Here is a 24,283-nt window from a genome sequence, read left to right on the forward strand (position 1 = left end):
CTCATCTCCCTCTAACTGAGATTAGAAGGCGCCTTAAATATCTCCAACCATAGTGCTTGCACTACACCTCTTGCCGCAATAAGCTCAACCTCATCCACTAGATTGATACGGGTCTTTTCTGCGCCATCTAAACGCAAACGATGTTGACGGGCTCTTAAGAGGCGGTAAGCATCTCCTACAGATTGCGCAGCCTCATGAGTAATTAAGCCAACATCACCAGCAATACGCAACAAGGCAATATTGCCCAGATTACCGATGAGTTGGGGATACTGACGAGCATATCCCAGCACTAAAAACTGTACTATAAATTCAATATCAACCATGCCACCGTCATCATGCTTTAAGTCAAACTCAACATTAGCATTGGGGTGGCCCGCATGCACCTTACGACGCATTTCTAGAATCTCAAGTCGCAACTGATCAATATCTCTGTGCTGGCTTAATACCTCTGAGCGTACAGAATCGAAAAATACCCCCACCTTTGGACTACCAGCGGAGAAGCGCGCGCGAGTTAGGGCTTGATGCTCCCAAACCCAGGCAGTGTTATCACCTTCACGCAGTTGATACCTCCTAAAGGCCTCGGCGTTAGTTACCAAGAATCCAGCGGAGCCATTTGGACGAAGACGGGTATCAATTTCGAATAAGCTTCCCGTTGAGGTAAATGCTGTGAGCCAATTAATCATCCGCTTTGCTAAAAGCGCATAAATTTCTTGCGCCGCATAGTCTGATTCGCCTGCCTGATATAAAAATACAATGTCCAAGTCAGAGGCATAGCCCAACTCCTTACCTCCCAGCTTGCCATAAGAAATCACCGCAAATGGAGGATTGACATCAAGGGGTAAGTCAAACTTTTTAACTACGCTCGGCCATGCGCGCTCAAAGGTTGTCTGTAAGATTAAATCTGCTAAGGCAGAAAGATGATCGCTCACACGCTCTACCGGTAAGGCTTGCTGTACACCAATACCCAGATCAGCTAATAGTGTAATAAAAGTTTCATTGTGATGAGTGACTCGCAAAATATCCATGGCCTGCTCCGAACCATCCCCCTCGGCCATTACGTCATCAAGCCGCATATTGAGATTGAGGCGTACCTCTGTCCAATATTTTTCTGGATCTTCGATTAATGCTCTTTCCGATTGAGCGTTTAATAAGTGATCCAATAAGTGGGGGTGACGCGTTAGATATTGAGCACCCCACTGAGAGGCTTTCAGTAAGTCCAAAACATTAGATAGAGCCTTGGGATACTCAGCCAAAATAGAAAGATATGCACTACGCCTGGCGATTGCTTCTAGCAAGTCAAAAAAGCGTAATAGCGTTTTATCGACATACTCTGGAGAAGAGCTTTCACTATACAAACTCTCTGCCGCCTTGCACATTAAATTATCAAAAATTAAGCGGCTTTTTTGTGGCAATAGTTTTTGTTTAGGGCTATCAATCCATGCTTGCCAGCGAATATATGAATTAGGAAATCGAGTTTGGTCTGGCGCCCAGTCACGAGATAAGGGAGCAATCTCGAGACGCGTACTATCGTCTAGTAAAAATGCTTTTTCAAATAACTGAGCAACATTATTTTGATGCCGCTCTAATTCCACCATAAAAACCTCAGCTTGGGCGTGTTGATCCTGCATCGAAATCGCTAAACGTGAGCGCGCCTCTTCATCCTCTGGCAGATAGTGTGTTTGCTGATCATCCCAAACCTGAATACGATGCTCTAAGCGCCGTAAATATGCATAAGCTGCCTGCAAGGATTCCACCTCGTGAGCGGGCAAGATGCTGCACTGCTTAATCAACTCTAAGACCTCTAAACTTGGTCGCACTCTAAAGCGAGGGTCTGTGCCACCTCGCATCAGTTGGAACATTTGTGCCAGAAACTCAATCTCACGAATTCCACCACGCCCCAATTTAATATCTCTTGAGCGCCCCAGATGACCCGAGGATCGCTTCTCCGCTTCCGCCTGAATCTGAGCATGTAAATCACGGATAGAAGCAATCACACCATAGTCTAAATGGCGGCGATATACAAAAGGACGAATCAGTTGGTCAAGCTCTTTTTGACAGAGGATGAAATCTGGAGACTCTGGAAGGGGTGTAATTAATCTACCTTTAATCCAGGCATATCGCTCCCACTCCCTGCCCTGCACCAATAAATATTCTTCCAACATATCTAGGCTGCATACCAAGGGCCCCGAATCACCATTGGGACGAAGACGCATATCAACCCTAAATACAAATCCATTAGCGTCATGCTCGGCAAGCAACTTAATTAAACGCTTGCCCATCCGAGTAAACCACTCGTGATTAGATAAGCTCTTAGGGCCGCCAGAAGTCTCACCCTCATGCTCATAAAGAAAAATCAAATCAATATCGGATGAGAGGTTTAACTCAAGACCACCTAATTTACCCATTCCAACAACCATCAGGGGCATCTCAGATTGTGTTGAGTCACTCCAAGGCAGGCCAAAGCGAATCTTGAGATCCTCACGAATAAAGGCAATCGAAGCAGAAACCGCTAACTCAGCAAAATGGCTTAGCGCATGCGTAACCTCTTGAAGGTCAGCAAATCCATTGAGATCCCGAAATGCTACCCAAAGCATTAAACGCTGCCTAGCTAAGCGTAAATTAGACATCCACACCGCCTCATCCTGCTCAACAGCCTGACTGTCGAGGCAGCAGTCTTGCAGCAAATCCTTAATGCCCTGAATATCGACTGTTTTCTGCCCTTGAATACGTAGCCATTCAAGCCATTCGGGGTGAGCACTTAACCAGCGTCGCGCATAAGTCGAGTGCTGCTTTAAAAAATCAATTTGTCGGGAAAAATCATCCATTCCCCCCATCTTAATCCGACCCCGATATCCAAGCCAGAAGCTTGGCGATCATGGCATGCCTGAAGGATAATAGGGGCCATGCTGCAAAATCTCATCCCACCTCGCCTCAAGAGCGTGCTCGCCAAACGTCCTCAAGGTTCGAGTGGGGCTTGGCGTAAGCGTGCCCTGATTTTGGCTGGCCTTGTCTTAGCGCTTCTTGTCATCGGGCATGTAGGAGTGCGCTTTATTCTTTGGCCGCAAATTGAAAAATCTAAATCGTCAGTTGAAAAACTGATTAGCGCTCGAATTGGCACTGAAGTTTCGATGGATAGTCTTCAGGTTTCATGGACTGGGATTAGACCCAATTTTGAAATACAGGGCTTGCGCTTTAATAGTCCCGATAAATCACAACCACTCTTATTTGTTCAAAAAATTAACGGGCAACTCAGTTGGGCAACTTTTTATCACCTTGCGCCATTTTTTCATGAAATCAATATTATAAATGCTGAGATATATGCACAACGCAATAAGAAAGGCATCATTACTGTTGCAGGCATTTCAGTAGATGGAAATTCCAGTAACTACTCTGCAGAGAATTGGCTATTTGCTCAAAATGAAATTCGCATTAGTAATGTCAAACTATTTTGGGATGATCAGCTCCAGAAGAAATCAATCACGACAATAGACATTCAAAGCCTTTCTCTGAGCAACGGCATTCGCAGCCATCAAGGCTCTTTGAGCGCCGCTACACCATGGACCAAAGGCCCGCTCACGGTTGACATTGACTTAGTACATCATATCGGTGGCCAAGCCGGCAATTGGCGCGACTGGATTGGAAATATTTCCTGGAACTTAAATGATCTACAGCTTAGTCAAATAGCTAGCGACTTCTCTCTGCCACTGAATGCACTTGAGGGAATCCTTACTTCCAATGGAAAGCTAAAAATTGATAATGGCAAGCCTGATGGTGGGGAAATTTATTTAGCCGCAGATAACTTAATTATTCAACTATCCAAAGATGAAGATGCTATTGCGCTTGGAAGATTAGAAACCGGCCTCATTCAAGAAACTGACAGCGGAATGATAGCCGTTACTACGAAAAATTTTGCCTGGCGCGATAGTGATAGCCCCAAATCATCTCCACTAGAAAATTTAAGTCCAATGACATTCCGCTGGAGACCGCCAGCCGGAGGTGGGGAAATTAAAGAGTTTGGATTTTCATCGCCCAAGATATTGGTTGAAGATATTGCGTTGTTTGCTCTCAACCTTCCACTATCTAAAAAAGTTCATCAATGGATCAAGGCCTCGAAAGCAGATGGAGAACTACAAGATTTGGATATCAATTGGTCAGAAAGCAAATCGCCTTTGTCGGCCCTTAAGATTCCAGGTGGCTGGTTTAAATCTAATAAGCTCGACTTTACCGTAAGCGGCAAACTGATCGACTTAAGCTTTGTTGGCATCAACAAATCAATGCCGTCTGTATCAAAACTTTCAGGCTTTTTGACTGCAGATCAGAACAAGGGAAGCTTCTCGATCAAATCCAACAATTTGGAGCTTGAAGTAAATGACTTATTGGTTAACCCCAAAATCAATTTAGATCAAGCCAACGGTCAAATCTCCTGGTCAAAGCAAAAAGGGAATTGGGTTATTAATGCAAAGCAGTTGGCGCTTAGCAATCCCGAAATCTCAACAACACTCAATCTAAATTACGTTGTTGGCGATACCAAAAAGCCAGACTACATGACTCTAGATATGGACTTTGCACAAGCCAACCTCAAAACAGTCTCTCGTTATTTACCGATTGGCATGAGTAGCGACGTCAAGACCTACTTAAGCAAAGCCTTCGATGCCGGAGTTATTCAAAAAGGGAGCCTCCATATTCAAGGCGATCCAAATGAAGTGCCATTCCCTAAATTGGGCGCAGGAGAGTTCACCCTCAACCTACCCATCACAGGCGCAACCTTCAGCCCCGTACCGACCTTAACGCCAGCGCAAGGAGTTTGGTCCCCTGTAAATCAGGTCAATGGCGTCCTTAAGATGCAGAATGCCAACTTTACAGTGGATATCAATCAGGCAAGCTACAAACAAGTTGCTCTGAATAAATTTCATGCAGAAATTCCGAGCGTTAGTGCAAAGCAGTTACTCCTAACTGTTAATGGAGAGGCACAAGGCGATGCTCAACAACTCTTAGAGTATTTATTTTTATCTCCCGTTGGCAAAAAACAGGCCGATCTTGAGAAGAATCTGAAGATAACAGGGCCTATCAACCTCAACTTGGGTTTGCAGATTCCGCTGTCAGGCAATGGAGATACCAACACTGATATTCAATTAAGTTTTCCTGGCAATAGAATTCAATGGGCTGACTTGCCGCCTTTTGAGAACCTCAAAGGAAAGATGCGAATTACCGAAGTCAATCCAGAATTTGAAAACATTACCGCTAATTTCCTTGGCGGCGCCATCAAAATTTCAAGCGTTGGATCTAACCAAGGCAATCCGAGCTACAGTATCTCAGGAGATATTGCAGCCAGTTTTGTTAAGAACTACTTTGCAAAAGATACTGATGAACAAGTATTTCCGATAATGCAGGCAATGAGCGGTGCGGCTAAATATGACGGCACCATTAGCTTTAACAAAGGTAATAGCGATACCAATCTCAAGATTGATATGCGTGACTGGGGTAGCTCTGCTCCTGCACCCGTCAAAAAACAGATTGGGACTGCATTGTCAGGCCAGCTGAATATCAAAACTCTTGCAAAAACCAAAACCAGTTCAAGCCGTCTCTCTTGGGATGGAAAGATTGGTGATGCCTACTTTCTTCAAGGCGAAACAGCAAGCGATGAAATTCTTCGTCATGCAGTTGGAATTGGAACTCCCGCCATCCCTCCTCAACAAGGTTTTCAACTCAACCTAGTAAGCAACGAACTCAACTTAGATATTTGGCAAGAATTTTTGAGCCAGTCAAATAAAAACAAATCTGCACACGGTTCTTCCTCAAGGGATAGCAACAGCATTCAAGTTTCAGCGCAGGTCAAGCAATTAACCTTGTTTGACCGCACTTGGCAGGACTTAAACCTGGCGGCAACCAACAAAAATTCTGCTTGGCAACTACGCTTAAGAGGCTCCCCGCAGATTGTTGGCAATCTTCAATACCAACCTGGTAATCAATCTCAGGCAGACCTTATCAGCGGACGACTTATGCGCCTCAAAGTTCCTGAGATGGTCGTTACCCCAGCACCCCTGCCGACAAAACAGGCTCAAAAAACCCCTACTCTTAAAAATGCGCTTGAGCCTGGCTCTATACCTAATCTTGATTTAACCATTGATGACTTTGAGTGGAATAAAGCACAGCTTGGGCAACTAAAAATTAAAACCAACACTAGCGGCAATGCTCTCAACATTGATTCCATTCAATTTAGCAACCCACAAGGTAGCTCAAAGATCACGGGTCGTTGGGTTGGCAGCACCTCTAATTCCTTAACCCATACAAACTTAAATGTTGATCTGGATATTAAAGATGCTGGTCAAATTATTGGGCATTGGACCAACCAGAAATCAGTAGAGGGTGGGCAAGGTAAATTAATCGTTAATGCCGATTGGGACGGATCTCCGTTTAGCCCTAAATACGACACCCTTGCAGGCAAGGTAAATCTCAATCTAGAAAAAGGTCGTCTCTTAGAAGTGAATAGTGGTGGCGCAAAACTGCTCGATGTTCTGAGCTTACAAAGCTTATTTAGATTTGCCACGCTTGACCTCAAAGGAAGCCTAGGGGATATTGTTACCAAAGGCACGCCATTCAATACCATTGATGCCGCTTTTGAAATGAATGCAGGGGTAGCTCAGGCTAAGCAATTCACGATGGGTCTAGATCAAGCAAGGGTTGCTATGTCTGGCCAAATTAATATTCCTCAACAGACACAAGATTTGCGGGTCACTATTTTCCCGACGATTGATGCTACAGCGGGCTCTTTAGCTGCATTTGCCATTAACCCCATCCTGGGGCTTGGTGCATTGGTTGGGCAGTACTTAATTACCAGTCAAATAAATCGCAATTTTCAGTCTGATTATTTGATTCAAGGATCTTGGGATAATCCAGAGGTGATCCCCCTTGATCAAAAGGGTCAGCCAATCGATAGCAAAGTAATTGATACGATTCGCAGCAAGGATTTACTAAAGGAGCAAACCAAACCAAGCATTAATAGCACGAGCCCACAAAGTAATCCGAATAATTCAAGTGGCCCTATTAAAACCCCTAGCGAACTCTAACGAATACAGTATGAGCACATCAGAAAGTGGTGCAGAAATGAAGATTGCCTCCATTCAGATGATTTCTACCCCTGATTTGCAGGAGAACTTATCCACTGCGGGCCGACTCATTACTGCTGCAGCAGCAGATGGTGCACAACTGGCTGTTCTGCCGGAGTATTTTTGTTTAATGGGGCTGAAAGATACGGATAAAGTGCGTGCTCGAGAGCGCATTGGTAGCGGCCCCATTCAAGAGTATCTGTCACAGATTGCCCAAGAAAATAGGCTTTATTTGGTGGCAGGCACGATCCCATTGGAAGCGAAAGATCCTAACAAGGTGCTAAATACGACCCTTGTATTTGATCCTACAGGGGCTCAAATTACACGTTACGACAAAATCCATTTGTTTGGATTTCAAACAGCAACTGAGCGTTATCAAGAATCGGAAACTATAGAAGCTGGCAATAAACCAGGTCTTTTGCAGATTTCAGTCAACGGAAGTGATTGGACATTTGGCTTGAGCATTTGTTACGACTTACGCTTTCCAGAACTCTATCGTGTTCTTGGCCAAGTAGACTGTCATATCATTCCTGCTGCATTCACCTATACGACCGGCAAAGATCACTGGGAAATCCTATTGCGTGCCCGAGCTATTGAAAACCAATGCTATGTATTGGCATCAGCTCAGGGTGGCAAACATCAAAATCAGCGTCGCACATGGGGCAACAGCATGCTAATTGATCCCTGGGGCGATATCCTGACTAGCCTTCCTGAAGGGGAGGGCTTTATTTCTGGGATCTTGTGCAAAGATAAATTAAACGAGGTACGCTCTAAGTTACCTGCACTTGCGCATCGCAAGCTTTAAAGAAAGACCTGCCCCACCACATGAATGCACCAGAAGCACTATTTCCCGCCAATTGGACCAAAACCAAAAAGCAAGCAGACCTCATTAAATTAGCCAAATCCATTTTGCTTGAGCCAACAGGGCTATCAGAGCAAGACCTGCATCACACCTTTGGCAATCTGTTTACCCACCGTCTTGATGATGCAGACCTTTACTTCCAACATACTCGCAGTGAAAGCTGGAGTCTAGAAGAAGGTATTGTGAAATCAGGCAGTTTTAACATTGACCAAGGTGTTGGTGTGCGCGCCATCTATGGCGATAAGACTGCCTTTGCCTACTCCGATGAAATTAATCTAGAAGCATTAGATAAGGCAGCAAAAGCTACTCGAGTTATTGGCCCTGAGGGCGGTAAGCAAGCCGTTGCAAGCAAACTATTTAACAATGTATCGAATAAGCTCTACTCAGACATTAATCCTCTAGATTCGTTGCAACCGAAAGAAAAAATTGCGTTGCTAGAAAGCATTGAGCGTCGCGCAAAAGCACGCGATCCTCGCATCATTCAAGTTATGGCGAGTTTGGCTGGCGAGTTTGATGTCGTTTTGGTAGTACGCGCAGACGGGCTATTGGCCGCCGATGTTCGCCCTCTAGTGCGCGTTTCAGTGCACGTCATTGCAGAGCAGAACGGTCGTCGTGAGTCAGGTTCTTCTGGTGGTGGCGCACGCCATGACTACCTTTACTTTAATACTGAGCTAATTAATCGTTATGTGGATGAGGCGGTTGATGGCGCTTTAGTGAATCTAGACTCACGCCCCGCGCCTGCCGGCCCGATGACAGTAGTGATGGGACCTGGTTGGCCAGGCGTTCTACTGCACGAGGCTGTAGGTCATGGTCTCGAGGGTGACTTTAATCGTAAAGGATCTTCCGCTTTTGCTGGTCGCATAGGGGAAAGAGTAGCAGCTAAGGGTGTCACGGTAGTTGATGACGGAACACTCGCTGGACGTAGAGGCTCGTTAAATATTGATGATGAAGGTACGCCCACACAATGCACCACCTTAATTGAAGATGGCATCTTAAAGGGTTACATTCAAGACAGTCTGAATGCACGCTTGATGAAGATGCCCCTAACCGGCAATGGTCGCCGTGAAAGTTTCGCCTCTCTGCCCATGCCACGCATGACCAATACCTATATGTTAGCCGGCAAAGATGATCCTCAAGAAATTGTTGCCAGCATTAAGCGTGGCTTATATGCTGTCAATTTTGGCGGCGGGCAAGTAGATATCACTAGCGGTAAATTCGTTTTTTCTGCTTCAGAGGCCTATTGGGTTGAGAATGGCAAAATTCAATATCCCGTCAAAGGCGCCACTATTATTGGTAGCGGTCCAGAATCCTTAAAACAGGTATCCATGATCGGAAATGACCTCAAATTGGATGGTGGCATTGGGGTTTGCGGTAAGGAAGGGCAAAGCGTTCCAGTTGGGGTAGGACAGCCCACCCTCAGGATTGATAGCCTGACTGTAGGCGGGACTGCCTGAGATGGGCGAAATACGGCTTAAAATAGCCAGATGAGCCAACAAAATACGAATCCCGCTAATTGGTACTCTGCTGTCGACAAGACTTCAGATACTGACGATCAACGCATTGATAATATTTCTGTTCTGCCTCCGCCAGAGCATTTAATTCGTTTCTTTCCAATTTCTGGAACACCAACTGAAGCGCTGATCAGCAAAACTCGCAAAAAGATCCGCGACATTATTCATGGCAAAGATGACCGCTTACTCGTCATTATTGGACCCTGCTCAATTCATGATCCAAAGGCGGCGCTGGAATATTGCCAACGACTCTTAGTAGAGCGTGAGCGTTTTTCTGGTGAATTGGAAATTGTGATGCGTGTGTATTTTGAAAAGCCACGCACTACTGTTGGTTGGAAAGGGCTAATCAACGATCCATACCTTGATGAAAGCTATCGTATCGAAGAAGGTCTACGTCTTGCCCGCCAAGTGCTAATGGAAATTAATCGTCTCGGCATGCCAGCTGGTAGTGAATTCTTAGACGTCATCTCTCCGCAATATATTGCTGACCTGATTTCATGGGGTGCTATTGGTGCGCGTACTACTGAGAGCCAAGTTCACCGCGAACTCGCTTCTGGTCTCTCTGCTCCTATCGGTTTTAAGAATGGTACTGATGGCAATATCAAAATTGCAACTGACGCCATTCAAGCAGCAGGTCGTCCACACCACTTTTTATCCGTTCATAAGAATGGTCAAGTATCTGTTGTAGAAACCAAAGGCAACAAAGACTGTCACGTGATTTTGCGTGGCGGTAAAGAGCCCAATTACGAAGAAAAGTTTGTTCAGGCTGCGTGCGCTGAGCTAGAGGCAGCCAAGCTTCCAGCCAGTTTGATGGTTGACTTGTCACACGCCAATTCAAGCAAAAAACATGAGCGTCAAATTGTCGTTGCCGATGATGTGGCGCAGCAAATGGAATCTGGATCTCATCAGATTTTTGGCGTAATGATTGAAAGTCATTTAAATGATGGGGCTCAGAAATTCACACCTGGAAAAGATGATCCAAGCAAATTGGAATACGGCAAGAGTATTACTGATGCCTGCATTAACTGGGATGATTCTGTGAAGGTTTTAGAGCGTCTTGCTAATGCTGTTAAGAAACGTAGAAGTAAGAAAAAATAATGCAGAAGTAAATTCCAAGTACTAAGTACTACCACTAAAAGAGACTAAATTATTTAGTCTCTTTTTTTTCGTGCTTCCAAAGCACATCCGAACCACCGGCGGCACGATTCAGGATGCGCGCAAGTACAAAAAGTAAATCAGACAAACGATTCACGTATTGGCGAGGAGAGTCATACAAAGGCTCTTCCCAACCTAAGCGCACAATCGAACGCTCTGCTCTGCGACATACGGTTCGACAGACGTGTGCCTGTGCTGCAGCCCGAGTTCCGCCGGGAAGGATAAATTCCGTTAAGGGAGGTAGTTGCGAATTGTATTTTTCAAGCCAAATATCCAATTGCGCGACATGGTCGGGATTCAGTAGCTTGTAATTTGGTATACAAAGCTCGCCGCCCAAATCAAATAAATCGTGCTGCACCTGCAGAAAAAGCTCATGCAATTCAGGTGCAATGGTGGCGGGGATGTCTTCGGTCATCAAAACACCAATTTCCGAGTTCAGCTCATCAATATCGCCCATGGCGCAGATCCGCAGGTGGTCCTTCTCTACGCGACTCCCATCGCCCAAGCCCGTCATCCCTGCATCACCGGTTCTAGTGGCGATTTTTGATAGTCGATTTCCCATAAACCTAATTATAGGTAAATGGCTAAAATGATTCCTATGAATATGGTGACCCCACCCCCCGATTTAGCCGCTATCAGCGCCCTTCAGTCCAAATTGGTTGAAGCATTGCGCCCAATCGTTCCGGAACATGCCCTTCTTTGGGAGCCAGAAGACACTATTCCTTATGAATGTGATGGTCTGGCAGCCTATCGACGGATGCCCTTAGCGGTGGCGCTACCTGAAACAGAAGAGCAAGTTGCTCAAATTTTGAAGGTTTGCTACGCAATGCAGATTCCTGTGGTGCCTCGTGGGTCAGGGACAGGTCTTTCTGGTGGGGCGATGCCTCTTTCTCAGGGATTAGTCCTGTCATTAGCTAAGCTCAAGAAAATTATCAGCATTGATCCATTCACTCGCACTGCAGTTGTTCAACCTGGCGTGCGTAATCTCGCGATCTCGGAAGCAGTTGCCCATCTTGGTTTGTATTACGCACCCGATCCATCCTCTCAGATTGCCTGCTCCATTGGCGGCAACGTCAACGAAAACTCAGGTGGTGTGCATTGCCTTAAATATGGCTTGACATTACATAACGTTCTGCGTGTTCGCGGATTACTCATGAACGGTGAGATCGTTGAATTTGGTGGTCTAGCGCCAGATGCCCCTGGGCTCGATTTACTGGCGATCATGATGGGTAGCGAAGGCATGCTCGCAGTAGTTACTGAAGTCACTGTCAAATTAGTTGCTAAGCCAAAATTGGCTCGTGTGATTATGGCTAGTTTTGATGATATTGAAAAAGGTGGTAACGCTGTTGCTGCCATCATTGCTGCAGGCATTATTCCTGCTGGTTTAGAAATGATGGATAAAGCAACCACGCGTGTTGTTGAAGAATTTGTGCATGCTGGCTATGACCTAGAAGCGGCAGCGATTTTACTTTGTGAGTCTGACGGCACGCCGGAAGAAGTTGCTGAAGAAATCGAACGTATGACCAAGGTTCTTGAAGATTCTGGTGCAAGTGGTATTCAGATTTCCAAAGATGAAAGCGAGCGCTTAAAGTTTTGGAGCGGACGTAAAAATGCTTTCCCCGCAGCAGGACGTTTAGCTGCAGATTACTACTGCATGGATGGAACCATACCTCGCCGCCACATTGCCACATTACTTAAGCGCATTCAGGTAATGGAAGAAAAGTATGGCCTCGGTTGCTTAAACGTCTTTCATGCGGGCGATGGCAATATGCATCCATTAATTTTATTTAATGGCGCCGATCAAGATGAATGGCACCGTGCAGAAGAATTTGGTACTGAAATTTTAGAAGCATGCGTAGAACTCGGCGGCACTATCACCGGCGAGCATGGTGTTGGTATTGAAAAAATTAATTCGATGTGTGTGCAATTTGGCGAAGGTGAGCGCGAATCTTTCTGGGGCGTGAAGAGTGCCTTTGACCCAGAAAAATTACTCAACCCAGATAAAGCTATCCCAACCTTGAGTCGCTGCGCAGAATATGGTCGTATGCGCATTAGTGGCGGTCAATTACCTCACCCAGAGCTGGAGCGCTTTTAATGAGCCACTCCAATCTACAAATCGACGCATTCCGAGAGCAAATTCTCAATGCAGCGAAGAATAAAACCCCGCTTTCGATTGAAGGTGGCGGCACCAAGTCCTGGTATGGAAATCCGAATAGCTATACCAAGCTAGATACTCGCTCCTACTCAGGCATATTGGAATACCAACCAGAAGAGCTAGTCATCACCGCTTGCGCTGGTACTCCGCTAAAGGTGATTGAAGCTGCCCTTAGAGAAAAGAATCAGGTTCTCGCTTTTGAGCCGCCGCACTTTGGTGAGAATGCAACCTTTGGCGGGGCTATTGCTGCGGGACTAGCTGGTCCAGGACGCATCACTGTTGGTAATTTCCGGGACTTTGTATTGGGCGCCCGTATCCTGGATGGTAAAGGGCAGGATCTTTCCTTTGGCGGCAAGGTAATGAAGAACGTTGCTGGATATGATGTCTCTCGCTTGTTACCTGGCTCCTTAGGAACGCTTGCACTTTTACTCGAAGCCTCAGTCAAGGTATTGCCAAAGCATGCTGCAACCACAAGCTTGCGTTGCAATATCCCCCAAGAAAATGCTCTTAAAGTATTAAACGAATGGGCTGGTCAGCCACTTCCATTATCAGCAAGTTGCTGGATTGGTTCAGCCAAAGGTGGTGATGGAGAGTTAACCTTCCGCCTCGCAGGTGCAGCAGCAGCCGTGAAAGCTGCCGTTCCTCTCATGAGCTCTTTGGTAAATGCCACAGAACTGAATAGTGAAGCGGCAGAAAATTTCTGGAATGATTTGCGTGAGCAAAAACAGTCCACATTTACAAATCTAGGCGCCGATCAAACACTGTATCGCTTAGCACTACCTGCAGCCTGCGGATCCATTACTATCGCTGACTGCGCGGATGACATTATTTTGGAATGGCATGGCCAACAACGCTGGATTAAAGCGCCTGGTGACGAAGCCACCTTCAAAACAATTAAAGCATTAGCCAGCGCTCACGGGGGACATGCAACTCGCTTTAGACAGGGAGCAAATGTAGACCCTAGCTATCAGCGCTTTACTTTGCTATCAGAGCAAGCACATTCCAAAGCCCTCGAGGCAGTGCAAGAACGCTTGAGATCCGCTTTTGATCCCGCAGGCGTATTCGCCACTAAACGTCTTCCATAAGTCTTTATATGCAAACTCAACTCGCCCCCCAATTTGCCAACACGCCGGAAGGTATTGAGGCCGCTCATATTCTGGGCAAATGTGTTCACTGTGGTTTTTGTACTGCTACTTGCCCTACCTATCAGCTTCTTGGTGATGAATTAGATGGTCCTCGCGGACGAATCTATCTGATTAAACAAATGGCAGAAGGTCAAGCCCCCACTGAAAAGACTCGCTTACATTTAGACCGTTGCTTAACCTGTCGCAATTGCGAAAGCACCTGTCCGAGCGGCGTGCAATATGGCAACTTGGTAGATATTGGTCGTAAGTGGGCAGAAGAAAATACGCCTGAGCGTCCAATCGGTCAGCGCCTAACGCGCTGGGCCCTAAAAGAAGGTTTAACCAAACCCGCCCTATTTAATTCAGCGATGGCTTTAGGTCGGCTAGTACGCCCTTTAATGCCTAGCGGCATTAAGCGCAAGATTCCCTTAGCCGTTAATAAAGCATTGGTCAGTTCTACCGATGCCTATGCAAGGCCGTCTACAGCACATCAGCGCAAAATGATCTTGCTTGAAGGTTGTGTTCAACCTGGCATGCTTCCAAACATTAATTCAGCTACAGCGCGCGTGCTCAATGCCTTAAAGATTCAAATGATTGGCGCGCCCAATGCCACTTGCTGTGGCGCGCTTCGCTATCACCTTAACGATCAACCTGGTGGCTTGGACAATGCTAAGCAAAATATTGATGCGTGGTGGCCATTAGTGGAAAGTGGCGTAGAAGCTATTGTGATGACAGCATCTGGTTGTGGCGTAATGGTCAAAGACTATGGCCACCTTTTTACAAATGATCCAGTCTATGCAGCTAAGGCGAAGAAGATTTCTGAGTTAACAAAAGATATTTCTGAAATACTACCTTCCTTACAAAATGAGCTGGTGCAACTCATAGGTACGGATACAAAGCCTGGCGTGGTGTATCACCCGCCCTGCACCCTACAACATGGTCAGCAAATTCGCGGTAAGGTTGAGGGGCTGCTTTCTAGTATTGGCATTGGTGTGCGTTTATGCGCAGATAGCCACCTTTGCTGTGGCTCTGCCGGCACTTATTCAGTGACTCAGCCAGAACTATCTGAGAAACTGCGAAAAAATAAGTTAACCCACCTCAATGCTGCGTGCGAAGAATCTGGGGCGGATGTGATTGTTTCTGGAAATATTGGCTGTATTACCCATCTGCAACAAGATGACACACCAGTAGTCCATTGGATAGAAATCGTAGATCAGTTACTTAGCAAATCTTCTAAGGCCTCATGAATTCCATTGTTGTAAATCTGATGCAAGTCAGGGCACGGATTGAACTTGCTGCCTTGGCAGCAAAGCGAGAGCCCGAGGAAATTGAACTACTTGCGGTTAGTAAAACGTTTCCAGCTACGGCGGTTGAGGAAGCGATGCATGCTGGTCAATCCGCCTTTGGTGAGAACTATGTTCAAGAGGCCGTTGAAAAAATTGAGAAGCTTGCCAAATTACGCCCTTGGTTAACTTGGCATTTTATTGGTCCCTTGCAAAGCAATAAAACTAGGGAAGTAGCGCAGCACTTTGACTGGGTCCATAGCGTGGATCGCCTCAAAATTGCAGAACGTCTATCTATCCAAAGAGGTGAATTTCCAGATTTACCGCCATTGATGGTTTGTGTACAAGTCAATGTGAGCGAGGAAGACAGTAAAAGTGGTGTTTCTGTTGCAGAAGTCGAAGAACTTTGCAATGCCATCACCACCTTACCAAACTTGGTTCTCAGGGGCCTCATGGCTATTCCAGAATCGAGCTCTGACCCAATTGCGCAGCGTCAGGCTTTTGCAGCCGTACGAGATTGCTTTCAGAAGATCCAAACCGCCCATGCCGTTGAACTGGGATACCAATTCTTTGACACCCTATCCATGGGAATGTCAGATGATCTAGAGGCCGCTATTGCTGAAGGTAGCACGATAGTTCGCGTAGGTTCGGCCATTTTTGGGAAGCGCGATAAGATTAGCAAATGAGCACAAACAAAACTTCACAAAATAATAGCAACGCCCACATTACATTTATTGGCGGCGGAAATATGGGACGCGCGCTCATTAGCGGCCTCCTTGCAAGCGGATTTGCGTCCAATCAAATCTCTGTTGTAGAGGCGAATGCTGCAACTGCCCTAAAGTTACATGAAGATTTTGGTGTTCAAGGCATTAGTGCATTAGAGCAAATTACTTTTGATTTCTCTAAAAATAATGTGCTTGTTATGGCAATCAAGCCTCAAGATTTCAATGTGGTTGCCAAAGGATTGGCTGCAAAGCTAAAGCATGCCAACGCACCTGGTCCCCTAATTCTTAGTATTGCAGCCGGTATTCGCTTAAAAGATATGAGCCGCTGGTTAAATCACGCGCGTTGCGTGCGCGCTATGCCAAATACCCCTGCTTTAATTGGTAAAGGTATTACTGGTTTATATGCGGATGCTGCCGTGGATCAATCTGACCGCACTCTGGCTGAAACCATTTGTAATGCCGTTGGTCAAGCTGTTTGGGTAAAAGAAGAAAGCTTGATGGATGCAGTGACGGCTGTTTCTGGCAGTGGCCCTGCCTATGTCTTTGCATTTCTTGAGGCAATGCAATCTGCTGGTGAAAAACTCGGTCTTGATACCGAGACCGCGCGTAAGCTAGCTTACGCCACTCTCGAGGGCGCTACACAGCTAGCCCATAACTCCGACGAGCATGCGGGCGTATTGCGTGAGAGAGTAACCTCCAAGGGCGGCACTACTGCAGCAGCTTTGGATGTAATGAAGCAGAAGGGCTGGCACGAGATATTAGAAAAAGCGATTGATGCGGCAAGTCAACGTGGCAAAGCCATGGGTGACGAACTAGGTCAGAGCTAATTAAGACTTAATCCCAGCACAATCCCTAGAAATAAAAATCCGCCTAGCCAGTTGTTATGGCGGAATGCCTTAAAGCAACTCTCTCTATTACGGGTAGACACCAGCGTTAGGTGATAGATGGCGCAAGCTAATGCTGCAAACCAACCCAACAAAAAATAATTACTTAAGCTGGCTAATTGCGCCACCCACAATTGACTAATAAATAGCACTCCATAGCTCATGGCAATTGCAATGACATCGTACTGACCAAACGTAATGGCAGAGGTTCTCAAGCCTAAGCGCAAGTCATCATCGCGATCAACCATGGCATAAGCAGTGTCATAGGCAATCGCCCAAAAGATATTTCCAACAAACAAAATCCAAGCCTCTAGGGGAATGAAATCCAAAATAGCTGCATATGCCATAGGGATACCAAAACCAAAGGCAATCCCCAGGATGGCTTGGGGCATAACAAAGAAGCGTTTAGTAAAGGGATAGATAAAGGCAACTAGCAAAGCCAGTACTGATAGTTGCTTTGTAAATACATTCAAGGGTTGAATAAGCAAGAAGGCAAGAAAGGCTAATACGCCAGCAACAGCTACCGCCTCTTTACCCGAAATTTTGCCGCTAGTAACTGGACGACCTTGTGTTCTTTTGACATGGCGATCAAAGTCGCGATCGGCATAGTCATTGATTGCACAACCTGCACTACGCATCAAAAAAGTACCAATAGTAAAGATCAGCAAAATGGTTAAATCTGGCACTCCGCTACTTGCCAACCAGAGAGCCCAAAGCGTAGGCCACAGTAGCAATAGCGTACCGATAGGCTTATCCAACCTAATGAGATGGGCGTAAGAAATGAACCGCTCTCTTAAATTCATGGGGTAATTATCAAGCCTTTAGAAATTCCGCACGAGATCCGAGCCAACGCTCTAAATGTCGCTCTACCAAATCTGCATGCTCAGAAAGTAACCGTTCGGCTGCCTGCTGGGCTAACTCGATTAACCAAGCGTCGCGTTGTAAATCAACAAAGCGCAACATGGCATCACCCGATTGTTTCGCACCCAGCAATTCGCCAGGCCCACGCAGTGATAAGTCCCTTTCAGCAATCACAAATCCATCTGATGTTTCACGCAAGGTTTGCAAACGCTCCTTAGCAGCCATTGAAAGCGGCTCGGCATACATCAGAATGCAAACGGAATCCGCAGAACCCCTGCCCACGCGCCCGCGCAGCTGATGAATCTGGGCATAACCAAAACGCTCGGCGTGCTCAATGACCATGAGCGCTGCATTAGGGACGTCTACCCCAACCTCTATCACCGTCGTTGCTACTAAGAGCTGAATTTCATTTGCCTTAAATGCAGCCATGACTGCAGCTTTTTCTTCTGCCTTTAGTCTGCCATGCACTAAGCCAACCTTAAAGTCAGGTAGAGCCTGCGTGAGTTGCTCAAAACTCTCAACTGCGGTTTGTAATTGCAGCACTTCCGACTCTTCAATGAGAGGACAAACCCAGTATGCTTGTAATCCTTTCGATAGCCAACTTTGTAAACCGCCAATGACTTCATCACGGCGACTGGCTTTAACAACTTTAGTGGCAATTGGCTTTCTTCCGGGAGGCAATTCGTCAATTACGGAAACATCTAAATCAGCGTAATAAGTCATCGCTAGCGTGCGAGGAATAGGTGTGGCAGACATCATCAACTGATGACAGTAAAATAATTCTGAGCCAACGCGTTGCTGAATTTCTAAACGCTGCCTCACGCCAAAGCGATGTTGCTCATCAATTACTGCTAAGCCTAACTTAGCAAAACTCACCTTCTCTTGAATGAGGGCATGCGTACCAATAATCAGTTGGGCTTTACCATTCTCAATTACCTCTTGCGCCAGTCTTTTTTCTTTAGCTTTCAAGCTGCCCGATAGCCAGGCGATCTGGACGCCTAGGGGCTCAAACCATTCTTTCATTTTGAGATAGTGCTGCTCGGCCAATATCTCAGTGGGGGCCATGATGGCGGCTTGATAGCCATGATCCATTACCCGCGCCGCAGCTAAGGCCGCTACTACAGTCTTGCCACTACCCACATCGCCTTGCAGGAGGCGATTCATCGGAAAAGAATTCGAGAGGTCGTGACTAATTTCTGACCAAACACGTTCTTGTGCGTTTGTTAATTTAAAGGGTAAAACCTTCAGTAAACCCTCTTCAAAACTTTGCTTTTTATTCTTGTCTTTACTCTCATCCTGTATTTTTTTAAAGCTTGGCGTATGTCGCTCTCGACGAATCGCATGCGCTCTCTTTAAGGAGATCTGCTGCGCAAGGAGCTCTTCAAATTGAACCCGACGCCACGCAGGATGAGTTCGCTCTAGCAATGACTCAGTATTAGCATCTGCAGGTGGTTGATGTAAGTAGGTAATCGCTGCTTGTAAATTTGGCCAGTCATTGCTAGGCAATAATTCCGCCATCAATTTTTTAGGCAAGAACTCCGCCAAACTATCTTGCAGACTTGGGTCACGCAAGGCTTGTGTCACCGCTTTACGAATAACAGTTTGCGATACACCAACGCTTGCCGGGTACACAGGGGTCAAACTAGCCGGCAAAGGTGCCTCTGGAGCTAGGGCTCGCACAGTGGGATGCACCATTTCTGAGCCTTGGAAACCCTCGCGCACTTCACCGCGCACCCGAATATGGGTTCCAACCGCCATCTGCTTTTGCTGGCTTGGATAGAAATTGAGAAAGCGTAGATTTAAGGTTTCAGTCTCATCCTCAATAGTGACTAGCATCTGTCTTCTCGGCCGAAACAAGACCTGATTGCGGATGACTACCCCCTGGGTCTGGGCTGAGTTAAATCTACACTGGGCAATCGCTTCCTCGATGGTAAGCAACTCAGTCTCATCCTCATAACGGGATGGCAAGTGCAAAGCAAGGGCCATAGGGCTGTCTAAACCCATCTTTTGGAGTGTGCTTGGCGCTTGTTTAGTAGTCATCGTTAAAATCTAATACCTGATGGTAATGCTATGCAACTTTCTGACTTCAATTACGAACTTCCTGCCGAACTAATCGCCCAACATCCCTTGGCGAATAGAACCGATAGCCGCCTCTTAGAGGTCAAGGCTGATGGGCCAAATCACGTCCATTTGGTAGATCGACAGTTTAAGGACATTCTGAGCATTGTTCAGCCTGGCGACTTACTTGTCTTTAATGACACCAAGGTCATTCCCGCGCGCTTACACGGCAAAAAGGAGACTGGCGGGAACGTAGAGCTGCTCATTGAACGCATTAGCGGTGAAAAACAGGCTTGGGTACAAATTAGAGCCTCTAAGGTACCTAAAACTGGAGCTCTTGTTCATATCCACAATCAGGCTGGCGAAACATTTCCGGTAGAAATGATTGGCTATGATGGCCGTTTTTACGAGGTTCGCTTCCCTGACAATGTCTTTTCATTGCTTGAGCGCTTTGGTGAACTACCTCTTCCCCCCTATATCGAGCATCAACCCGATGGTGAAGATGCACAGCGATATCAAACAGTAGTCGCCAAAAATCCAGGTGCAGTCGCTGCCCCCACAGCAGGCTTGCATTTTGATGAAGCCATTTTGCAAAAGCTAAAAGAGTTAGGCGTCAATCAAGCAACAGTCACCCTGCATGTCGGAGCTGGAACATTTACTCCAGTACGTGAAGAAGATCTCACAAAACATAAGATGCACTATGAGTGGTTCTCCATTCCCAGTGAAACTTTGGAAGCAATAGCAGTTACTAAGAAAAATGGTGGCAGAGTCATTGCGGTAGGCACCACCAGTCTGCGCGCCCTAGAGAGCCAGTCAGCCAGCGGGCAAAGTAGCGGCGAGACTAATCTCTTTATTACTCCAGGCTATCAATTTAAAACGGTAGATTGTTTGTTAACAAACTTTCATCTGCCAAAATCCACTTTATTAATGTTGGTAAGCGCTTTTGCAGGAATGGATAACATTCGCGCCGCTTATCAACACGCCATTCATCAGAAGTATCGTTTCTTCAGTTATGGAGATGCGATGTTTCTTTGTCGACTCGAGAATACAAAGCCATGACCAAACCTGTTCACTTCAATATCCTGGCGCGCGACTCGCAAAGCCCTGCCCGACTTGGTCAGCTTGATCTTCCACACGGCAGCGTGCAAACTCCGATCTTCATGCCGGTGGGAACCTATGGCACTGTGAAAGCCATGACACCCCGCGACCTCAATGAAGCGAAGGCGCAAATTATATTAGGCAATACGTTTCATCTTTGGCTACGACCAGGATTGGACGTCATTAAAAAACATGGTGGCCTCCATCGCTTCATGAGTTGGGACAAACCCATTCTTACTGACTCAGGTGGCTTTCAGGTATTTAGCCTAGGAGCACTACGTAAGATATCCGAAGAAGGTGTGACTTTTGCTTCACCGATTAATGGCGATAAATTATTTATGTCACCAGAAGTATCGATGGAAATTCAGGCGGTGCTCAATAGCGATATTGCGATGCAATTTGATGAATGCACTCCATACGAAATCAAAGGTCAACCTACCTCTGAAAAAACAGCTCGCGCCTCATTGGAGATGTCTTTGCGGTGGGGTGATCGCTCCCTCAAACGTTTTCGTGAACTGAATACTGGCAACGGACTCTTTGGCATCGTTCAAGGCGGTATGTTCGAGAATCTCCGTGAATTTTCTTTAGATGCTGTAAGTCAGCAGGGTTTTGATGGTATTGCCATTGGCGGCCTCTCAGTTGGCGAACCAAAACCAGAGTTTGAGCGCATTCTACATTTCACCGCGCCAAAACTACCAGAACATATGCCGCATTATTTGATGGGCGTTGGCACTCCAGAAGACCTGATTTTAGGCGTTAGCCTAGGTATTGATATGTTTGACTGCGTTATGCCTACTCGCAATGCCCGTAATGGCTGGCTCTTTACGCGGTTTGGCGATCTGAAGCTACGTAATTCGGGGTACAAGGACGATGATCGCCCTGTAGATCCTACCTGCGCCTGCTATACCTGCCAAAACTTCACCAGATCCTATCTAAATCACCTCCAAAAGGCAAATGAGATCCTGGGTTCGCAACTCAATACCATCCATAACCTGTCCTACTACCTCCAGCTGATGACAGAAGTACGAGAAGCCCTTAGCAAGGACCGATTTAGCGCTTATCGGGAGGAATTTCATAGTAATCGCCAACGTGGCGTTGAGCCCGGACAGGACTAATACCCCCGCAGGGGGCAAAACCCCCAGCAAATCACCCCCAAAGCCCCACACAGTTTAGAATTGCGGGTTACGACCTGAGGTTTGCAGGTCGAAAAATTCAGCGGTTTTTAATTGGTAATTAATGGAGGTTTTGTATGTGGATTAGTAACGTATTTGCCCAAGCTCCTGCAGCGGGCGCAGATTCTGGTGGCTTGATGAGCTTCCTTCCTTTGGTCTTGATGTTTGCAGTCTTGTATTTCATCATGATTCGCCCACAAATGAAGCGTCAAAAAGAAACTAAAGCCATGCTTGAGTCATTAGGCGTTGGCGATGAAGTAGTTACTGTTGGCGGCATCATGGGCAAAGTAACGGCCTTAAAAGATCAAGTGGTTACCGTTGAAATTTCTGCTGGTACTGAAGTGCAGATGCAAAAAGGTGCCATCACTACAGTATTGCCAAAAGGCACACTGAAGTCTGCTTAATTAGTTTGTTTAAAAGTATCTCTATATGAATCGTTACCCTCTCTGGAAATATCTAGTTATCGCCGTTGCATTACTGATCGGCGGACTATATTCATTACCCAATTTCTATGGTGAGGCTCCAGCGGTTCAAGTCTCGTCTGCCAAACCAACCATCAAGGTTGATTTGGCAACACAGGCTCGTGTAGAAAAGATTTTGACAGAAGCAAGCATCAATAACACTGGCATCTTCTATGAGAACGCTGGTAAGGTAGGCTCCATCAAAGTTCGTTTTAACAACACAGATATTCAGCTGCGCGCACGCGATCTATTGCAGCAAAAGTTAAATATTGATCAAAACGATCCTAATTACACAGTTGCTTTAAATCTACTGTCCAATACGCCGAGCTGGCTAAGTGCAATCAACGCATTGCCAATGCCCTTGGGTCTTGACTTACGTGGCGGTGTCTACTTCCTCTTGCAAGTCGATATGAAGGGTGCGGTTCAGAAGAAAGTCACTTCCTTAGCAACGGATATTCGTAGTCAACTTCGTGATAAGAGTATTCGTCATCAAGGTATTGAGCGTGGCGCTGACTTTATTTCTATTAACTTTGGCAATGCAGATGATGCTGAACAAGCACGCTCATTGCTAACAACAGCTCAACCTGAACTAATTTGGCTCATAAAATCAAACGGCTCCCTGCCTAAATTGATAGGTGAATTTAAGCCATCAGCCTTAAAAGCCATTCAAGATAACGCCGTTAAGCAAAACATCATTACCCTTAATAAGCGTGTAAATGAATTGGCAGTTAAAGAGCCAGTGATTCAACAACAAGGTGCTGAGCGCATTGTGGTGCAATTGCCTGGTGTACAAGATACTGCCCGTGCCAAAGATATTATTGGTCGCACGGCAACACTTGAGTCTCGCTTAGCTGATCCATTGGTCTCCACCATTGGCCTAGGCGAAACTCCTCCTCCAGGTATGGACACATTCCGCTTTGGGGAAAATCGTTTAGGTGTGTTTAAAAAGTCTGTGATCTTCAGTGGTGATCGCATTACTGACGCAAGTGCCGGCTTTGATCAAAACCAACGCCCTGCTGTAAACATCTCCTTAGATGCTGCTGGTGGTCGAGTCATGCAAGAGGTGACCCGTGAAAATATAGGCAAGCCAATGGGTATGATCTTGTTTGAAAAAGGCAAAGGTGAAGTCCTCACCATTGCCACTATTCAAAGCGAATTTGGCTCTAAGTTCCAGATCACCGGTCAGCCGACTACCGAGAGCGCTAATGACTTAGCCCTTCTCTTGCGTGCAGGCTCCTTAGCAGCACCAATGGAAATCATTGAGGAGCGCACTATCGGACCTAGTCTCGGTGCAGAAAACATTGAAAAAGGCTTCAAGTCTCTCTTGATAGGCTTTACCGCAATCGCGATTTTCATGATGGCCTACTACTTGCTGTTTGGCACCTTCTCAGTCGTTGCTTTGGCAGTGAACTTGCTCTTACTCATCTCTGTACTATCGATGTTGCAAGCAACGCTCACCCTGCCTGGTATTGCGGCTATGGCCCTAGCTCTGGGTATGGCGATTGACTCCAACGTGTTAATTAACGAACGTATTCGTGAAGAGTTGCGCAATGGCGCGGCACCACAAACGGCAATTGCTGTTGGCTTCGATAAAGCATGGGCAACCATTTTGGACTCTAACGTAACAACTTTGATTGCCGGTCTCGCATTACTAGCGTTTGGCTCAGGCCCGATCAAAGGTTTCGCGGTGGTTCACTGCTTAGGTATTCTGACTTCAATGTTCTCGGCTGTTTTCTTCTCGCGTGGCCTTGTTAACCTCTGGTACGGCAGACATAAGAAGATTCAAAAACTCGCTATCGGCCAAGTTTGGCGTCCACAGGAGAAATAA

At 46.3% G+C, this 24,283-nt stretch carries 17 protein-coding genes; 13 read left to right on the forward strand and 4 right to left on the reverse strand.

Going from position 1 to position 24,283, the window contains the following annotated elements; all coding sequences use genetic code 11:
- Positions 1-11: 11 nt before the first annotated feature.
- Positions 12-2,825, reverse strand: coding sequence for a bifunctional [glutamate--ammonia ligase]-adenylyl-L-tyrosine phosphorylase/[glutamate--ammonia-ligase] adenylyltransferase (glnE, locus tag ICN48_RS08560; protein WP_216153280.1), 2,814 nt, complete (start codon positions 2,823-2,825; stop codon positions 12-14).
- A gap of 78 nt (positions 2,826-2,903) precedes the next feature.
- On the opposite strand from glnE, the gene ICN48_RS08565 reads away from it, so the two are divergent.
- From ICN48_RS08565 to ICN48_RS08580, 4 genes are read left to right on the forward strand one after another with little or no spacing between them, the layout of a single operon-like run.
- Positions 2,904-7,067 carry a YhdP family protein gene (locus tag ICN48_RS08565; RefSeq protein WP_216153281.1) on the forward strand — a complete coding sequence of 1,388 codons (4,164 nt, stop codon included), beginning with the start codon at positions 2,904-2,906 and terminating at the stop codon, positions 7,065-7,067.
- A gap of 10 nt (positions 7,068-7,077) precedes the next feature.
- Complete coding sequence (locus tag ICN48_RS08570; protein ID WP_216153282.1) at positions 7,078-7,911, forward strand: carbon-nitrogen hydrolase family protein; 834 nt, start codon at positions 7,078-7,080, stop codon at positions 7,909-7,911.
- Between the two features lie 20 nt (positions 7,912-7,931).
- Positions 7,932-9,422: a metalloprotease TldD gene (gene tldD / locus ICN48_RS08575; protein ID WP_255539515.1), complete on the forward strand. Its 1,491-nt coding sequence runs from the start codon at positions 7,932-7,934 to the stop codon at positions 9,420-9,422.
- 30 nt (positions 9,423-9,452) lie between these two features.
- Positions 9,453-10,577, forward strand: a complete 1,125-nt coding sequence (locus ICN48_RS08580) for a 3-deoxy-7-phosphoheptulonate synthase (protein ID WP_216153283.1) — start codon at positions 9,453-9,455, stop codon at positions 10,575-10,577.
- A gap of 49 nt (positions 10,578-10,626) precedes the next feature.
- Here ICN48_RS08580 and ICN48_RS08585 read toward each other — a convergent pair whose 3' ends face one another.
- Complete coding sequence (locus ICN48_RS08585) at positions 10,627-11,196, reverse strand: cob(I)yrinic acid a,c-diamide adenosyltransferase (RefSeq protein WP_216153284.1); 570 nt, start codon at positions 11,194-11,196, stop codon at positions 10,627-10,629.
- 27 nt (positions 11,197-11,223) lie between these two features.
- On the opposite strand from ICN48_RS08585, the gene ICN48_RS08590 reads away from it, so the two are divergent.
- Genes ICN48_RS08590 through proC form a run of 5 tightly spaced genes read left to right on the forward strand, consistent with a single transcriptional unit; the run spans position 11,224 to position 16,748 of the window.
- On the forward strand, positions 11,224-12,729 hold the full coding sequence (locus ICN48_RS08590; protein ID WP_370624190.1) for an FAD-linked oxidase C-terminal domain-containing protein: 1,506 nt from the start codon (positions 11,224-11,226) through the stop codon (positions 12,727-12,729).
- On the forward strand, positions 12,729-13,874 hold the full coding sequence (gene glcE / locus ICN48_RS08595) for a glycolate oxidase subunit GlcE (RefSeq protein ID WP_216153285.1): 1,146 nt from the start codon (positions 12,729-12,731) through the stop codon (positions 13,872-13,874). Before ICN48_RS08590 ends, glcE begins: the two co-directional genes overlap by 1 nt.
- A gap of 8 nt (positions 13,875-13,882) precedes the next feature.
- The gene (gene glcF / locus ICN48_RS08600; RefSeq protein WP_216153286.1) at positions 13,883-15,160 is read left to right on the forward strand and encodes a glycolate oxidase subunit GlcF; all 1,278 of its coding nucleotides are present in this window, start codon (positions 13,883-13,885) and stop codon (positions 15,158-15,160) included.
- Positions 15,157-15,882 carry a YggS family pyridoxal phosphate-dependent enzyme gene (locus ICN48_RS08605; protein WP_216153287.1) on the forward strand — a complete coding sequence of 242 codons (726 nt, stop codon included), beginning with the start codon at positions 15,157-15,159 and terminating at the stop codon, positions 15,880-15,882. The genes glcF and ICN48_RS08605 overlap by 4 nt, the downstream gene beginning before the upstream one ends.
- On the forward strand, positions 15,879-16,748 hold the full coding sequence (gene proC / locus ICN48_RS08610) for a pyrroline-5-carboxylate reductase (RefSeq protein ID WP_216153288.1): 870 nt from the start codon (positions 15,879-15,881) through the stop codon (positions 16,746-16,748). Before ICN48_RS08605 ends, proC begins: the two co-directional genes overlap by 4 nt.
- On the opposite strand, the gene ubiA is transcribed toward proC, so the two are convergent.
- Complete coding sequence (ubiA, locus tag ICN48_RS08615) at positions 16,745-17,608, reverse strand: 4-hydroxybenzoate octaprenyltransferase (protein WP_216153289.1); 864 nt, start codon at positions 17,606-17,608, stop codon at positions 16,745-16,747. The genes proC and ubiA overlap by 4 nt on opposite strands.
- Before the next feature lie 10 nt (positions 17,609-17,618).
- Entirely contained in the window at positions 17,619-19,706 is a 2,088-nt protein-coding gene (gene recG, locus ICN48_RS08620) for an ATP-dependent DNA helicase RecG (RefSeq protein ID WP_216153290.1), read from the reverse strand.
- 30 nt (positions 19,707-19,736) lie between these two features.
- On the opposite strand from recG, the gene queA reads away from it, so the two are divergent.
- The 4 genes from queA (at position 19,737) to secD (ending at position 24,283) form a co-directional block, all read left to right on the forward strand.
- The gene (gene queA / locus ICN48_RS08625; RefSeq protein ID WP_216153291.1) at positions 19,737-20,783 is read left to right on the forward strand and encodes a tRNA preQ1(34) S-adenosylmethionine ribosyltransferase-isomerase QueA; all 1,047 of its coding nucleotides are present in this window, start codon (positions 19,737-19,739) and stop codon (positions 20,781-20,783) included.
- On the forward strand, positions 20,780-21,937 hold the full coding sequence (gene tgt / locus ICN48_RS08630; RefSeq protein ID WP_216153292.1) for a tRNA guanosine(34) transglycosylase Tgt: 1,158 nt from the start codon (positions 20,780-20,782) through the stop codon (positions 21,935-21,937). The genes queA and tgt overlap by 4 nt, the downstream gene beginning before the upstream one ends.
- Before the next feature lie 134 nt (positions 21,938-22,071).
- Positions 22,072-22,398 carry a preprotein translocase subunit YajC gene (gene yajC / locus ICN48_RS08635; protein ID WP_216153293.1) on the forward strand — a complete coding sequence of 109 codons (327 nt, stop codon included), beginning with the start codon at positions 22,072-22,074 and terminating at the stop codon, positions 22,396-22,398.
- 25 nt (positions 22,399-22,423) lie between these two features.
- A complete protein-coding gene (gene secD / locus ICN48_RS08640) occupies positions 22,424-24,283 on the forward strand; it encodes a protein translocase subunit SecD (protein ID WP_216153294.1) in 1,860 nt (619 codons plus the stop codon).

The organism is Polynucleobacter sp. JS-Safj-400b-B2, from assembly GCF_018881975.1.
In the GTDB taxonomy this organism is placed as follows: Bacteria; Pseudomonadota; Gammaproteobacteria; order Burkholderiales; family Burkholderiaceae; genus Polynucleobacter.

What these genes read in the sequence shown, in the direction of transcription:
- glnE (WP_216153280.1), bottom strand. Translation starts at nt 2,825, where the DNA reads ATGGATGATTTTTCCCGACAAATTGATTTTTTAAAGCAGCACTCGACT.
- ICN48_RS08565 (WP_216153281.1), top strand. Translation starts at nt 2,904, where the DNA reads ATGCTGCAAAATCTCATCCCACCTCGCCTCAAGAGCGTGCTCGCCAAA.
- ICN48_RS08570 (WP_216153282.1), top strand. Translation starts at nt 7,078, where the DNA reads ATGAGCACATCAGAAAGTGGTGCAGAAATGAAGATTGCCTCCATTCAG.
- tldD (WP_255539515.1), top strand. Translation starts at nt 7,932, where the DNA reads ATGAATGCACCAGAAGCACTATTTCCCGCCAATTGGACCAAAACCAAA.
- ICN48_RS08580 (WP_216153283.1), top strand. Translation starts at nt 9,453, where the DNA reads ATGAGCCAACAAAATACGAATCCCGCTAATTGGTACTCTGCTGTCGAC.
- ICN48_RS08585 (WP_216153284.1), bottom strand. Translation starts at nt 11,196, where the DNA reads ATGGGAAATCGACTATCAAAAATCGCCACTAGAACCGGTGATGCAGGG.
- ICN48_RS08590 (WP_370624190.1), top strand. Translation starts at nt 11,224, where the DNA reads ATGATTCCTATGAATATGGTGACCCCACCCCCCGATTTAGCCGCTATC.
- glcE (WP_216153285.1), top strand. Translation starts at nt 12,729, where the DNA reads ATGAGCCACTCCAATCTACAAATCGACGCATTCCGAGAGCAAATTCTC.
- glcF (WP_216153286.1), top strand. Translation starts at nt 13,883, where the DNA reads ATGCAAACTCAACTCGCCCCCCAATTTGCCAACACGCCGGAAGGTATT.
- ICN48_RS08605 (WP_216153287.1), top strand. Translation starts at nt 15,157, where the DNA reads ATGAATTCCATTGTTGTAAATCTGATGCAAGTCAGGGCACGGATTGAA.
- proC (WP_216153288.1), top strand. Translation starts at nt 15,879, where the DNA reads ATGAGCACAAACAAAACTTCACAAAATAATAGCAACGCCCACATTACA.
- ubiA (WP_216153289.1), bottom strand. Translation starts at nt 17,608, where the DNA reads ATGAATTTAAGAGAGCGGTTCATTTCTTACGCCCATCTCATTAGGTTG.
- recG (WP_216153290.1), bottom strand. Translation starts at nt 19,706, where the DNA reads ATGACTACTAAACAAGCGCCAAGCACACTCCAAAAGATGGGTTTAGAC.
- queA (WP_216153291.1), top strand. Translation starts at nt 19,737, where the DNA reads ATGCAACTTTCTGACTTCAATTACGAACTTCCTGCCGAACTAATCGCC.
- tgt (WP_216153292.1), top strand. Translation starts at nt 20,780, where the DNA reads ATGACCAAACCTGTTCACTTCAATATCCTGGCGCGCGACTCGCAAAGC.
- yajC (WP_216153293.1), top strand. Translation starts at nt 22,072, where the DNA reads ATGTGGATTAGTAACGTATTTGCCCAAGCTCCTGCAGCGGGCGCAGAT.
- secD (WP_216153294.1), top strand. Translation starts at nt 22,424, where the DNA reads ATGAATCGTTACCCTCTCTGGAAATATCTAGTTATCGCCGTTGCATTA.